The following is a 13,361-nucleotide window of genomic DNA, read 5'->3' on the forward strand; positions in this document are numbered from 1 at the left end:
GAAACGACTCCTTGCTCAGTAGCGCACCAGCGCCGAGCCCCACGTGAAGCCGCCGCCCACACCCTCCAGCATCAGCAGCTGGCCGGGCTGGATGCGGCCGGCGCGCACCGCGTGGTCCAACGCCAGCGGGATCGACGCCGCCGAGGTGTTGCCGTGCTGATCCACGGTGACGACCACACGCTCCATCGGCAGCTTGAGCTTGCGCGCGGTGCTTTGCATGATGCGGATGTTGGCCTGGTGCGGAACCAGCCAATCGAGGTCGGCTTCCGTCATGCCCGCCTTGGCCAGCGTGGTGCGGGCGGTCTCTTCCAGCACACCGACGGCGAGCTTGAACACCGCCTGCCCGTCCATGCGCAGCAGCGGGTCGCCCAGCACCTGGCCGCCGGCGACCGTGCCCGGCACGCACAGAATGCCGGTGTGGCGTCCGTCGGCGTGGATGTCGGTGGCCAGCACGCCAGGGCCGCTGCCGTCGTGTTCGGTGGCCTCCAGCACCACGGCGCCCGCGCCGTCGCCGAACAGCACGCAGGTGGTGCGGTCGTCGAAGTTGAGGATGCGCGAAAACACCTCGGCCCCCACCACCAGCGCGCAGCGCGCCGTGCCGGCGCGGATCAACGCGTCGGCCACGGTCAGCGCGTAGATGAAGCCGGTGCACACCGCCTGCACATCGAACGCCGCGGCACCGATCGGCCCCTGCCCCCCTTGCGCCAGCGCCGCCTCGTGCAGCTTGCGCTGCAGGATGGTGGCGGTGGAGGGAAACACCATGTCCGGCGTGGAAGTCGCCACGACGATCAGGTCCACCTCGTGCGGCTGTCGGCCGGCGGCGGCCAGCGCCTGCAGGCTGGCCTGCAGCGCCAGGTCGCTGGCCATCTCACCGTCGGCCGCAAAGTGCCGGGCGCGGATGCCGGTGCGCTCGACGATCCACTCGTCGCTGGTCTGCAGCCCCCGCTGCGCCAGCAGCGTGGCCATGTCGTCGTTGGTCAGGCGCCGCGCGGGCAGGTGGCTGCCGGTGCCGGTGATGCGGGCGTAACGGGTCATCGGTGCATCGCGGTAGGGTTGATCGAAGCGGCGCGTCAGTCGCCCGCCGCAGGCGCGGGGACCAGCAGCGGCGCGGCGTGGGCGATGCCCGCCTGCACGCGCTGCAGCAGCTGCGCACCGGCGGCATCATACGCACGCGCCAGCGCGTGCTCGAACGCCAGCGCGTCGGCCGAACCGTGGCTCTTGAACACCAAGCCGCGCAGCCCCAGCAGCGCCGCGCCGTTGTAGCGCCGGTGGTCCACCCGGCGCTTGAACGCGCGCAGCACCGGCAAGGCCAGCAAGGCCACCAGGCGCGTGTACAGGTTGCGCTCGAACTCCTCGCGCAAAAAGCCCCCCACCATCGACGCCAAGCCTTCGCTGGTTTTGAGCGCGACGTTGCCGACGAAGCCGTCGCACACGACGATGTCGGTGGTGCCTTTGAAGATGTCGTTGCCTTCGACGTTGCCGTGGAAGTTGAGGTCGCCCCGCGCGGCGGCCTCACGCAACAACTGGCCGGCGCGCTTGATGACGTCGTTGCCCTTGATGACCTCTTCGCCGATGTTGAGCAGTCCGACGCTGGGCTGCGCGCGCCCGCCGGTGGCCGCCACCAGCGCCGAGCCCATCAGGGCAAACTGCAGCAGGTGTTCGGCGCTGCAGTCGACGTTGGCACCCAGGTCCAGCATCGTCGTGGCGCCGCCGCGGGCGTTGGGAATCTGGGTGGCGATGGCGGGGCGGTCGATGCCGTCCAGCGTCTTGAGCACGTAGCGCGCGATGGCCATCAGCGCGCCCGTGTTGCCGGCCGACACGGCGGCGTCGGCTTGGCCGTCACGCACCAGCGTGATGGCCACACGCATCGACGAGTCTTTCTTGCGTCGCAGGGCCACTTCCACCGGGTCGTCCATGGCGACGACCTCGGTGGCCGGCACCACCGTGCAACGGCCGTCGGCCCACCCGGCAACCTCCTGCAGGGCGTCAGGCAACCCCACCAGCAAGAGGTGAGCGTGCGGGTGGCTTTGCAGGAACGCCCGACAGGCCGGCAGCGTCACCGCCGGGCCGTGGTCGCCCCCCATGCAATCGACGGCGATACGCACCACGTTTGCGCGCAAGAGGCGGATGCGGCACCGCCGCCGACCCGCCCAGGCGGGTGATCAGGCCGAAGCCTTGGACTTGATGACCTGACGGCCGCGGTAAAAACCGTTGGGGCTGATGTGGTGGCGCAGGTGCACTTCGCCCGTGGTGGGCTCCACCGCGATGCCGGGCACCGACAACGCCTGGTGCGAGCGGTGCATGCCGCGCTTGGAGGGCGATTTCTTGTTTTGCTGAACGGCCATGATCGAATCCTTACCGTGGGTGGGGCTGACAACGAAACTTCATATTATAGCTTGCCGCCTTTGCGCAAGCTGGCCAGCACCGCAAGCGGTTGGCGCGGCGCGGCAGCCGCATCGTCGCTGACTTTGGCATCGGGCAGGTGGTCCACGGCGCCCAAGCGGTCGCCTGCTGCCAACGGCAACGGTGTGGGGCACTGCAGGTGGTGCGGCACCAACGGCGCCGCCAGCAGCAGCTCGTCTTCGATCAGGCCCCGCAGGTCGAAGCGTGGGCCGCTGCGCACCAGCAGATCTTCTTCGCAGTGCTCGTCCTCGGCCTCGGCGGTGGCTTCGTCGGCGACGAACCGAAACCACCGATCCACCTCGAGCGGCTGCCAGTACGGCTCCAGGCAACGCTGGCACACCAACGGCACCGCGCCGTGGACCTGCAGCCGCAGCCACAGCTGCCGTGCCGCCGGCGCGCCACCCAGCGCGCGCAGTGCGGCGGCCACCGCCGCGGGCGGCTCGCGCCACTCGGCCCAGACGCGCCAGGCCACGCCGGCGTGGTCACGCGCGTCGAGCTCAGGGGCCTCGGCGCGCACGCGCGCCAGGCGGTCGATGGGCTGCCGCCCCTCGAGCCACTGGCCGCTGCGCGCCAGCGCATCCAGGTCGATCCAATCGTGCAGGGCGGTGTCGTGCATGCGGCGCATTATCCCCCGGCGGCGCGTGCGATACTTGCCCGCATGGACATCGCCGCGTTGCGCAAAAGTTACGAAAAGGCCGAGCTGAGCGAGGAAGCGTCGCACCCCGACCCGCTGCGCCAGTTCGACCAGTGGCTGCAGGAGGCGATCCGCGCCGAACTGCCCGAACCCAACGCGATGACGCTGGCCACCGTGGGCAGCGACCTGCGGCCCAGCACGCGCGTGGTGCTGATCAAGGGCTACGACGAGCGCGGCATCGTCTGGTACACCAACTACCACAGCCGCAAGGGGCGCGAGCTGGCCGGCAACCCCTACGCCGCGTTGCAGTTCCACTGGGTGGAGCTGGAGCGCGTGGTGCGCATCGAGGGGGTGGTCGAACCCGTCAGCGCCGAAGAAAGCGACGCCTACTTCGCCAGCCGGCCGCTGGACCACCGCATCGGCGCGTGGGCCAGCCCGCAAAGCGAGGTGATCGACAGCCGTGCGGTGCTGGTGGCCAACGCCGCCAAGTACGCGGCGCAATTTCTGATGAACCCGCCGCGCCCGCCGCACTGGGGGGGCTACCGGCTCAAGCCCGACCGTTGGGAGTTCTGGCAAGGACGCAAGAGCCGGCTGCACGACCGGCTGCGCTACCGGTGGCACGACGGCCAGTGGGTTCGCGAGCGCCTGGCGCCCTGAGCCCTGGCGGTCAAGCGCTGGGTCAGTCCCAAGGGCGGATGGCCTGCCCGGCCACCGCGTCCAGCGCGGCGGCATCGACCAGATGCGGGGCCACCTCGCGCAGCGGCACGAGCACAAACGCGCGCTGCGCCAGACGCGGGTGCGGCACCGTCAGCCACGGCGACGCGATGCGCGCGCCGCCGTACAGCAGCAGGTCCAGGTCCAGCGTGCGCGGGGCGTTGCGGTATGGTCGCTGGCGGCCCGCACGCGCCTCCAGCGCCAGCAACGCCTGCAGCAGCGCAGGCGCCGTCAGGTGCGTGCGCAGCGCTGCCACGGCGTTGCAGTAGTCGGGGCCGTCGGCGTCCACCGGCGCGCTGCGCCACAACCCCGAAGCCGCCACGCAACGGGTCTGCGGCAGCTCGTCGAGCCAACCCAGCGCCGTGCGCAACCGCGCCGCCGCATCGCCCAGGTTGGCCCCCAGGCCCACGTAGGCCATCACCGCGTCACGCATCGGGGGCACCGGTGTCGGGCGCGGCGCCGTCCCCTTGGCCGCCACCGGAGGGCTTGCGGCGGCGACGCCGGCGCTTGCGGGCCGGGGCATCTGCGCTGGCCTGCGCGTCATCGGGCGCTGGCGGCACGGCGTCGGCCGCCGGCGTGGCGGGCGCCGCCTGGGCAGGCGCGTCGTCGGCGCGCGTGCGCCGGCTCCGCGTGCCCTTGCCGGCACGCTGGGCGCGCTGCTGCTCCAGCCGCACGGCTTCGATCATGTCGCGCCGCACCGGCTCGCTGGCCTGGCTGAACGTCTCCCACCAGTGGGCCAGTTCCTCCTCGACTTCACCCACCTGCGCGCGCAGGCGCAAAAAGTCGAACCCGGCGCGAAAGCGCGGCGCCTCCACCAGCGTGAACGGCGACTGCCCGGTGCGCTTGTCGAAGCGCGGCTGCATCATCCAGATCTCGCGCATGTCGGCGCCCAACTTGCCGCGGCCCGACACGTCGCCGATGCGCGCCTCAAACACCTCGTCCACCGCTTCGGCCAGCGCCGGAAAGGTGGGCGTGCCCGCCTGCACCCGGCGCTGCCACGCCGCACGCACGTCCTGCCACAGCACGCAGGCCAGCAAAAAGCTCGGCGCCACGGGCTTGCCCTCGGCCACACGGCGGTCGGTGTCCAGCAGCGCCGCACGCACCAACGGCTCGTCGGCACGCTCCACCACCACGTCCAACAGCGGGTAAATGCCGCGGTCCAAGCCATGGGCACGCAGCGCTTCGACGCTGGCGATGGCGTGCCCCGTTTGCAGCAATTTGAGCATTTCGTCGAACAGCCGGCTGGGCGGCACGTCGCCCAGCAGGTGCAGGTGGGCCGCCATCGGCGCGCGCGTCTTGGCGTCCAGCTTGAAGCCCAGGCGGCTCAACTTGGCCTCGAAGCGCACCGCGCGGATGATGCGCACCGGGTCCTCGCGGTAACGCGTGGCCGGGTCGCCGATCATGCGGATGACGCGCTTGCGCGCGTCGCGGATGCCATGGTGAAAGTCGACCACGGTCTGCGTTTCCGGGTCGTAGTACATGGCGTTGATGGTGAAGTCGCGCCGCGCCGCGTCTTGCTCGATCGGCCCCCAGACGTTGTCGCGCAGCACGCGGCCGCTGGCGTCCACCGCCAGCGCCACGCCGGCCAGCGCGCGCTTGCTGCGCTCATCGCCCACCACCGGCTCGGCCTGGCTGGGGTCGAGGTAGGCGCGAAAGGTCGACACCTCGATGACCTCGTGCTCGCGTCCGCGCCCAAACACCACGTGCACGATGCGAAAGCGTCGCCCGATGATGAACGCGCGCCGAAACAGCGCTTTGACCTGCTCGGGCGTGGCGTTGGTGGCCACGTCGAAGTCCTTGGGCCGCAGGCCCAGCAGCAGGTCGCGCACCGCGCCGCCCACGATGTAGGCCTCGTAGCCGGCGCGCTTGAGCGTGTGCACCACGTCGATGGCACGCCCGTCGACCAGGGAGGGGTCGATGCCGTGCACCGTCGCCGGCACGTCCTCGCGCTTGCCCCACCGGGGGCGGCGCAGCGTGGTGCGCACGGTTTTGTCCAGCAGTTTGTCGATCAGTGTTTTGATCATGGCTTGGGCTCGAACAGGTCGAGGATACGCCAGCCGCGCTGGCGCGCCAGCGTGCGCAGCGCCGCGCTGGGGTTGGTGGCCACGGGCACGTCGGCGTACTGCAGCAGCGGCAGGTCGTTGGTCGAGTCGGAATAAAACGTTAGGTGCGCCTGCTCGCGCGACAAGCCTTGCTGCTGCAGCCACGCCTGCACGCGCTGCACCTTGCCTTCGCGAAACGACGGCACGCCGTCAATGCCGCCGGTGATCCAGCCGCTGGCGTCGCGCTGCAGCCGCACGGCGATCAGTTCGTCCACCCCCAGCGCGCGCGCGATCGGGGCGGTGACAAATTCGTTGGTGGCGGTGACGATGGCCACGCGCTCGCCGCGTGCGCGGTGCGCCGCCACCAGCGCGCGCGCTTCGGGCCGCAGCACGGGCTCGATGACCTCGGCCATGAAGCGCGCGTGCGCCGCCGCCGCGGCCTGCGGGCCGGCGCGGCGGATCGCCTCGGTGGCAAACGCCACGTACGCGTGCACGTCCAGGCGGCCCGCCTGGTAGTCGGCAAAAAAGGCGTCGTTGCGGCGCGCAAACGCCACCGGATCGGTCCAGCCGATGCGGGTGGTGAACACCCCCCATTCGTAGTCCGAGTCCAGCGGCAGCAGCGTGTGGTCCAGGTCGAACAGCGCCACCGGCACGCGCCCTGCGGCGTCGCGCGTGGTGGAGGCTGGTGCGGGCAGCGTCGTCATCGAGGGGTGTCCTCCCGTTCGTGCGCGTCGTCGGCCAGCATGGCGCGCAGCAGCGGCACCGTCACCGCCCGCTGGGTGCGCAGCGCGTAGGCGTCCAGCCGCTGCAGCAGGTCCATCAGGCTGCCCAGGTCACGCGCCCAACGCGTCAGCACGTAGTCCAGCACCTCGGGCGGCAGGGTGAAGCCGCGCGCCTGGGCGGCCTGCTGCAGCACCGCACGGCAGGCCGCTTCGGACAGCGGCCGCAGGCCCTGCACCTGACCCCAGGCCAGGCGGCTGCGCAGGTCGGCGCGCAACGGCAGCTGCGCCGGTGGAACGTCGCCCGCCGCCAGCACCGGGCGCGGCGCGCCACGGTCGGGCGCCTGGGCATGGACGAACCAGTTGAACGCCGCCGCCTGCCGCAACGGGTCGTAGCGGTGCACGTCGTCCAGCACGATGGCGGCCCAGCGCTCGTCGAAAGGCTGCGGCTGGGCGCCACGCGCATCCAGCCACCCCGCGCATTCGCCCTGCTCGGCCAGCGCCTGCACGGCAGCGCGCAGCAGGTGCGTCTTGCCGCTGGCCGGTGGCCCCCACAGGTACAGCGGCACCGCCGGCCGTTGCTGCAACCACTGGCGCAGCAGCGCCACGGCCTCTTCGTTGCCCTCGGGCACAAAGGCGTGCAGCGTGGGCAACGGCGCCAGCCCCAGGTCGAGCGTCAACTGGCGCACGCCTCACTCCCCGCGCGTGGGCGGCGGGCCAAACAGGGGGCTGCTGAGGTACAGCGCCTGCAGCCGCCGCAGCGCCACCAGCGCCACCGCCGAAGCCGGCAGCGCCAGCAACACACCGACGAAACCGAACAAGTGCCCAAACGCCATCAACGCAAAAATCACCGCCACCGGGTGCAGGCCGATGCGTTCGCCCACCCAGCGCGGGGTGAGCACAAAGCTCTCCAGCACCTGGCCCACACCGTACACCGCCGCCACCGCGGCCACCGACCATGGGTCGGCAAACTGCAGCAGCGCCGCCAGCAACGCCAGCACCAGCCCGACGCCAAAGCCCACGTACGGCACGAACACCGCCAGCCCCGTGAACACCCCCACCGGCAGCGCCAGATCCAGCCCCACCAGCCACAGCGCCAGCGCGTAGTACACGGCCAGCGTCCCCATCACCAGCAGCTGCCCGCGCACGTACTGCCCCAGCACCGCGTCGGTCTCCGCCCACCAGCCGCTCAGCGCCGCGCGCCAGCGCGGCGGCACCAGCGCCTGCACGCGCGCGCCCAACGCCGGCCAGTCCAGCAACAGGTAGTAGGCCACCACCGGCATCAACACCGCGTTGCCCAGCACCGCCACCAGCAGGCTGCCGCCGATGCGCAGCGACGACAGCAGGTGCGCCAGCACCTGCTCCTCGTGGCCGCTGAGCAGGTTGCGCAGCAACTGGCGCACGCCGTCGACGTCGACCGCGATGTCCAGCCCCAGCCGGCGCGCATGCGGCACCAGCCACGCGTTGAGACGCTCCAGCAGCGCCGGAATCTGCTCGCGCAGCAGCGGCCACTGTTTGACGATGACCGGCACGATGATCAGCACCAACGCCAGCAGCAGCGTGCACACCAGCGCGATGGCCAACCCCGCCCCCAGCCAACGGGGCACCCGGCGCTGGTGCAGCCATTGCACCAGCGGCGCCAGGATGTACGCCAGCACCAGCGCCAACAGCAGCGGAAACAGCACCGGCGCCAGCCGCCCCACCAGCCACCACGTGGCCAGCGCCAGGGCCAGCCACGGCAAGGCCTGTTGAAGTTTCAGCGTGGGGGGCATCGGGTCACCGTACAATCGGGCCGGATTGTACCGACCCCATGAACACGACACCCCTTTCCTACAAAGACGCCGGCGTCGACATCGACGCCGGTGACGCGCTGGTGGAGCGCATCAAACCGCTGGCCAAGCGCACCTTGCGTGACGGCGTGCTGGCCGGCATCGGCGGCTTTGGCGCGCTGTTCGAAATCCCCAAGCGCTACCGGGAGCCGGTGCTGGTCAGCGGCACCGACGGTGTCGGCACCAAGCTCAAGCTGGCGTTCGCGTGGGACATGCACGACACGGTCGGCATCGACCTCGTGGCCATGAGCGTCAACGACGTGCTGGTGCAAGGGGCTGAGCCGCTGTTTTTCCTCGACTACTTCGCCTGTGGCAAGCTGGATGTGGACACCGCCGCGCGGGTGGTGGCTGGCATCGCGGCGGGCTGTGAGCAGTCGGGCTGCGCGCTCATCGGCGGCGAAACGGCCGAAATGCCCGGCATGTACCCGCCGGGCGAGTACGACCTGGCCGGGTTTTGCGTCGGCGTGGTGGAAAAGTCGCGCATCCTCACCGGCGCTGCCGTGCAGGTGGGTGACGTGGTGCTGGGGCTGGCCTCCAACGGCGTGCACTCCAACGGCTTTAGCCTGGTGCGCAAGTGCCTGGAGCGCGCCGCAAACAACCTGCCCAGCACGCTGGACGGCCGCCCCTTGCGCGAAGCCATCATGGCGCCCACGCGCCTGTACGTCAAACCGGTGCTGGCGGCTTTGCAGCAACACCCAATCAAGGCGCTGGCGCACATCACCGGTGGTGGGCTGCTGGAAAATATCCCGCGCGTGCTGCCGCAGGGGCTGGCGGCCCACTTGGTCAAGGGCAGCTGGCCGCGGTCGGAGTTGTTCGCCTGGCTGCAGCGCACCGCCGGCATCGACGACCACGAGATGAACCGCACCTTCAACAACGGCATCGGCATGGTGGTCGTGGTCGGTGCCGACCACGCCGACGCCACCGCAGCGACGCTGCGCGCCCAGGGGGAGACGGTGTACACGATCGGCACCATCGCGCCGCGTGGGGACGGCGCTCCGGTCGAGGTGCGCTGACGCGGCGCGCGTCAGCCCAAGCCCTGGCGCAACGCCTGCACGCGCGCGGCCACCGTGTCCGCGTCGCTGGCATCGGGCTGGTGGTGCAGGTAGCCCTCCAGGTCGGCCAAGGCACGCTGCGCTTGGCCCAGCTCGGCCCAGGTCAGGCCGCGGTCGCGCCGCTCGGCCCAGTCGTGGGGCAGCAGGCATACCAGCCGCTCCGTCACCGCCAGCAGGCGCGCCCAATCGTGCCCGCTGCGGTGGATTTCCTTGAGGTTGCGCAGCACCCGCGCGACGATGTCGCGCGCCGCGGCCGGCTGCAAAAACAGCTCCACCGGCACGTCGAAGTCGTCGATCAGCCCCTGCCGGCGCTTGTACGGCTCGAGCCGCTCGACCAAATCGTCGCGGCTGAGCGACTGGCCGGTGAACGGGTCGACGATCACCTGCCCGTGCGGCAACTGCGCCTTGACCAGAAAGTGCCCGGGGAAGTTGATGCCGTCGGCGCGCAGCCCGATGCCGCGCGCCAGCTCCAGCCACAACACCCCCAGCGTGATCGGCAGCCCGCGGCGGCGCTGCAACACCAGGTGCAGGTAGCTGTTGTCCGGGTCGTAGTAGTCGTTGATGTTGCCGCCAAAGCCCAGCTCACGGAAAAAATAGTGGTTGAGCAGGCGCAGCCGGTGCAACGTGCCGGCATCGGCGGGCAGGCGCCGCCGCAGGCGCTGCAGCAGCCGCTCGACGTCGTCCAGCACCGCTTGCAGGTCCAGCTCCGGGTATTCGTCCAGCGCCACCGCGGCCACCGCCTCCAACAGCGGCAAGCCTTCGTCCTGCGCCACCAGCGCGGCAAAGTAGTCCAGCGACGTCGGCGCCTGCGCGTTCCAGCCCATGGTGCTACTTTCGCACAAATCGGCGCAGCGGCAAACCCAGCGCCGCCAAGGCCCCAAAGTACAGCAGCGCCGCGCCGCCCAGCACCGCCACCATCCAGCCGATGCGCGCCACGCGGCGCGAGGCGTCCAGCCAGTCCAGCGCCTGCTGCGCCCACAGCAGGTACGCCGCCAGCAGCGCCGCCGCCACCCCGATCTGCACAGCAAAGCGGCCCCAGCCCGGTTGCGGCGCGTAGGCGCCGCGGCGTCGCAACCCCCACAGCAGCCAGCCGGCGTTGAGCAACGCCCCCAGTCCGATGGCCAGCGCCAGCCCCGCGTGCGCCAGGTGTGGCACCAGCACCGCGTTGAAGGCCTGCGTGCACACCAGCACCACGATGGCGATGCGCACCGGGGTGCGGATGTCCTGGCGGGCGTAGTAGCCCGGCGCCAGCACCTTGATGGCCACCAACCCCAGCAAGCCGGCGCCGTAGCCCATCAAGGCCGTGGCGGTCTGGCGCACGTCGGCCACGCCAAACGCGCCGTAGTGGTACAGCACCGCCACCAGCGGCTCGGCCAGCGTCAACAGCCCCACCGCACTGGGCACGGCCAGCAGCACCACCCAGCGCAGGCCCCAGTCGAGCAGCTCGCTGTAGCGCGCGCCGTCGCCGCTGGCCTGCGCCGCAGCCAACTGCGGCAGCAGCACCACCCCCAGCGCCACGCCCAACAGCGCGGTCGGAAACTCCATCAGCCGGTCGGCGTAGGTCAGCCACGACACGCTGCCCGGCGTCAGGTGCGACGCGATCTGGGTGTTGATCAGCAGCGAGATTTGCGCCACCCCCACCCCCAGCAGCGCCGGCGCCATCAACGCCAGGATGCGCCGCGTGCCGGGGTGCTGCCAGCCCGCACGCAACCCCGCCGGCCCCAGGCGCACGCGCGGCAGCGCGCCCAGCCGCGCCAGCGCGGGGAGTTGCAGCCCGAGCTGCAGCACCCCGCCCAGCATCACGCCGCCAGCCAGCGCGTAGATCGGCTCGACCCCGTGGCGGCCCAGCCACGGCGCGCCCCACGCCGCGGCGGCGATCATGGCCACGTTGAGCAGCACCGGCGTGGCCGCCGGCACCGCGTAGCGCCGCCAGGTGTTGAGGATGCCGGCGCTGAGCGCCACCAGCGACATGAAGCCGATGTAGGGAAACATCCAGCGCGTCAGCACCACCGCCACCTCGAACCCTTGGGGCGTTTGCCGCAAGCCCGCGGCCATGGCCCACACCAGCAGCGGGGCGGCCAGCACGCCCAGCAGCGCCGTCACCAGCAACGCCGCCACCAGCACGGTGGCCACGCGGTCGATCAGCTCGCGCGTGGCCGCATCGCCCTGCTGCGCGCGCGTGGCCGCCAGCACCGGCACGAACGCCTGCGAAAACGCCCCCTCGGCAAACAGCCGCCGCAGCAGGTTGGGGATGCGAAACGCCACGTTGAACGCGTCGGTCAGGGCGCTGGCGCCAAAGGTGGCGGCGATCAACAGCTCGCGCGCCAGCCCCGTGACGCGCGACGCCAGCGTCCACAACGACACGACGGAAGCGGATTTGAACAGCGACATCGGCGCCAGTGTAGCGGCGCGCCTACAATGGTTGGCACCATGGCCCTGCTCAACGCCGACCTGCACTGCCACTCCACCGTCTCGGACGGCACGCTGGACCCCGAAGCGCTGGCCGCGCGCGCGCACGCCAACGGCGTGGAGCTGTGGGCGCTGACCGACCACGACGAAGTGGGCGGCCAGCACCGCGCCGCCGCCGCCGCGCGGGCCCTGGGCCTGCCGTACCTGTGCGGGGTGGAGATTTCCGTCACCTTCGCGGGCTTGACGGTGCACATCGTCGGGCTGGGCATCGACCCGGACGACCCGCAACTCCTGCACGGGCTGGCCCAGACGCGCGGCGGGCGCGAGCGCCGTGCCCGCGCGATGGCCGAACAGCTCGCCGCGGTCGGCATCCGCGGCGCCTTCGAGGGCGCGCTGCAGTACGTCGGCAACCCGGAGCTGATCTCGCGCACGCACTTTGCGCGCTACCTGGTCGAGACCGGCGTGTGCAGCGACACGCACGAGGTGTTTCGCCGCTTCCTGACCGAAGGCAAGCCCGGCTTTGTCGAACACCAGTGGGCCAAGCTGGGCGATGCGGTGCGCTGGATCCGCGAGGCGGGTGGCGTGGCCGTCATCGCCCACCCGGCGCGCTACGCCCACCCCAACCCGACGCAGGAGTACGCGCTGTTTGCCGAGTTCAAAGCGCACGGTGGCCAGGCGGTCGAGGTCGTCACCGGCAGCCACAGCAACGCCGAGATGGTGCGCTACGCCGACCTGGCGCTGGAGTTTGGGCTGGCGGCCTCGCGTGGCAGCGACTTCCACAGCCCCACCGAATCGCACTGCGACCTGGGGGCGCTGCCGTACCTGGACGGGCGCCTGACCCCGGTGTGGGAGCTGCTGACCGACCGCGTGCTGCACTGACACCCAGGCGCGCCCGCCATGGCCCAACGGTTTGAGCTGCACCCCGTCAACCCCCAGCCGCGTCTGCTGCGCCAAGCCGTGCAGGCGCTGCAGGGCGGCGGCGTGCTGGCCGTGCCCACCGACTCCAGCTACGCGCTGGTGTGCCACCTGGACGACAAGGGCGCCGTGGAGCGGCTGCGTCGCATCCGCGGCGTGGACGAGCGCCACCACCTGACGCTGCTGTGCCGTGACCTGTCGGAGCTGGCGCAGTACGCCCGTGTGGACAACCGCCAGTACCGCTTGCTCAAGGCCGCCACGCCGGGGCCCTACACCTTCATCCTCGAAGCCACCAAGGAAGTGCCGCGGCGCGTCAGCCACCCGGCGCGCAAAACCATCGGCCTGCGCGTGCCCGACCACGCGGTGACGCTGGCGCTGCTGCAAGGCCACGGCGCGCCGCTGCTGGCCACCACGCTGCTGCTGCCCGGCGACGACACGCCGCTCAACGACGCGCACGAGATCCAGACGCGGCTGCAGCACGAGCTGGCCGCGGTGCTGGATGCGGGCGCCTGCCCTGCCGAGCCGACCACGGTGGTGGACCTCACCCCCATGGGGCGCGGCGACGATCCGGTGGTCATCCGCCACGGACGCGGGGCACTGGCGGCCTTGGGCCTGGCCTGACCCAAGCGGCTGCGACAATACGC

At 71.4% G+C, this 13,361-nt stretch carries 15 protein-coding genes; 4 read left to right on the top strand and 11 right to left on the bottom strand.

The window, feature by feature from the left end; genetic code table 11:
- Nucleotides 1-15 precede the first annotated feature (15 nt).
- The 4 genes from EDC36_RS04040 to EDC36_RS04055 are packed head-to-tail and all read right to left on the bottom strand — an operon-like array spanning nt 16 to nt 3,019.
- Nucleotides 16-1,035 carry a beta-ketoacyl-ACP synthase III gene (locus tag EDC36_RS04040; protein WP_132961970.1) on the bottom strand — a complete coding sequence of 340 codons (1,020 nt, stop codon included), beginning with the start codon at nt 1,033-1,035 and terminating at the stop codon, nt 16-18.
- Between the two features lie 35 nt (nt 1,036-1,070).
- The gene (gene plsX / locus EDC36_RS04045; RefSeq protein WP_132961971.1) at nt 1,071-2,108 is read right to left on the bottom strand and encodes a phosphate acyltransferase PlsX; all 1,038 of its coding nucleotides are present in this window, start codon (nt 2,106-2,108) and stop codon (nt 1,071-1,073) included.
- 54 nt (nt 2,109-2,162) lie between these two features.
- Nucleotides 2,163-2,345: a 50S ribosomal protein L32 gene (gene rpmF / locus EDC36_RS04050; RefSeq protein ID WP_132961972.1), complete on the bottom strand. Its 183-nt coding sequence runs from the start codon at nt 2,343-2,345 to the stop codon at nt 2,163-2,165.
- Nucleotides 2,346-2,389: 44 nt separating this feature from the next.
- Entirely contained in the window at nt 2,390-3,019 is a 630-nt protein-coding gene (locus EDC36_RS04055) for a YceD family protein (RefSeq protein WP_132961973.1), read from the bottom strand.
- Between the two features lie 42 nt (nt 3,020-3,061).
- Here EDC36_RS04055 and pdxH point away from each other — a divergent pair, with 42 nt between their 5' ends.
- A complete protein-coding gene (gene pdxH / locus EDC36_RS04060) occupies nt 3,062-3,694 on the top strand; it encodes a pyridoxamine 5'-phosphate oxidase (RefSeq protein ID WP_132961974.1) in 633 nt (210 codons plus the stop codon).
- Between the two features lie 22 nt (nt 3,695-3,716).
- On the opposite strand, the gene folK is transcribed toward pdxH, so the two are convergent.
- From folK to EDC36_RS04085, 5 genes are read right to left on the bottom strand one after another with little or no spacing between them, the layout of a single operon-like run.
- Nucleotides 3,717-4,184 carry a 2-amino-4-hydroxy-6-hydroxymethyldihydropteridine diphosphokinase gene (gene folK / locus EDC36_RS04065; protein ID WP_132961975.1) on the bottom strand — a complete coding sequence of 156 codons (468 nt, stop codon included), beginning with the start codon at nt 4,182-4,184 and terminating at the stop codon, nt 3,717-3,719.
- Entirely contained in the window at nt 4,177-5,775 is a 1,599-nt protein-coding gene (gene pcnB / locus EDC36_RS04070; protein ID WP_132961976.1) for a polynucleotide adenylyltransferase PcnB, read from the bottom strand. The genes folK and pcnB overlap by 8 nt, the downstream gene beginning before the upstream one ends.
- Entirely contained in the window at nt 5,772-6,497 is a 726-nt protein-coding gene (locus tag EDC36_RS04075; RefSeq protein ID WP_185971222.1) for an HAD family hydrolase, read from the bottom strand. The genes pcnB and EDC36_RS04075 overlap by 4 nt, the downstream gene beginning before the upstream one ends.
- On the bottom strand, nt 6,494-7,201 hold the full coding sequence (gene hda, locus EDC36_RS04080) for a DnaA regulatory inactivator Hda (protein WP_132961977.1): 708 nt from the start codon (nt 7,199-7,201) through the stop codon (nt 6,494-6,496). Before hda ends, EDC36_RS04075 begins: the two co-directional genes overlap by 4 nt.
- 3 nt (nt 7,202-7,204) lie before the next feature.
- On the bottom strand, nt 7,205-8,284 hold the full coding sequence (locus EDC36_RS04085) for an AI-2E family transporter (RefSeq protein ID WP_132961978.1): 1,080 nt from the start codon (nt 8,282-8,284) through the stop codon (nt 7,205-7,207).
- A gap of 38 nt (nt 8,285-8,322) precedes the next feature.
- Between EDC36_RS04085 and purM the strand changes: the two genes are divergently transcribed.
- Nucleotides 8,323-9,354 (top strand): phosphoribosylformylglycinamidine cyclo-ligase, encoded by a 1,032-nt coding sequence (gene purM, locus EDC36_RS04090; protein WP_132961979.1) that lies wholly within the window; start codon nt 8,323-8,325, stop codon nt 9,352-9,354.
- Between the two features lie 11 nt (nt 9,355-9,365).
- Here purM and EDC36_RS04095 read toward each other — a convergent pair whose 3' ends face one another.
- The gene (locus tag EDC36_RS04095) at nt 9,366-10,217 is read right to left on the bottom strand and encodes a SirB1 family protein (protein WP_132961980.1); all 852 of its coding nucleotides are present in this window, start codon (nt 10,215-10,217) and stop codon (nt 9,366-9,368) included.
- Nucleotides 10,218-10,221: 4 nt separating this feature from the next.
- On the bottom strand, nt 10,222-11,784 hold the full coding sequence (gene murJ / locus EDC36_RS04100; protein WP_132961981.1) for a murein biosynthesis integral membrane protein MurJ: 1,563 nt from the start codon (nt 11,782-11,784) through the stop codon (nt 10,222-10,224).
- A gap of 39 nt (nt 11,785-11,823) precedes the next feature.
- Here murJ and EDC36_RS04105 point away from each other — a divergent pair, with 39 nt between their 5' ends.
- Both EDC36_RS04105 and EDC36_RS04110 read left to right on the top strand, forming a co-directional pair.
- A complete protein-coding gene (locus tag EDC36_RS04105) occupies nt 11,824-12,681 on the top strand; it encodes a 3',5'-nucleoside bisphosphate phosphatase (RefSeq protein WP_132961982.1) in 858 nt (285 codons plus the stop codon).
- 18 nt (nt 12,682-12,699) lie between these two features.
- Nucleotides 12,700-13,338 (top strand): L-threonylcarbamoyladenylate synthase, encoded by a 639-nt coding sequence (locus tag EDC36_RS04110; RefSeq protein WP_132961983.1) that lies wholly within the window; start codon nt 12,700-12,702, stop codon nt 13,336-13,338.
- The last annotated feature ends 23 nt before the right edge of the window (nt 13,339-13,361 follow it).

This window comes from Tepidimonas ignava (assembly GCF_004342625.1).
Lineage (GTDB): Bacteria > Pseudomonadota > Gammaproteobacteria > Burkholderiales > Burkholderiaceae_C > Tepidimonas > Tepidimonas ignava.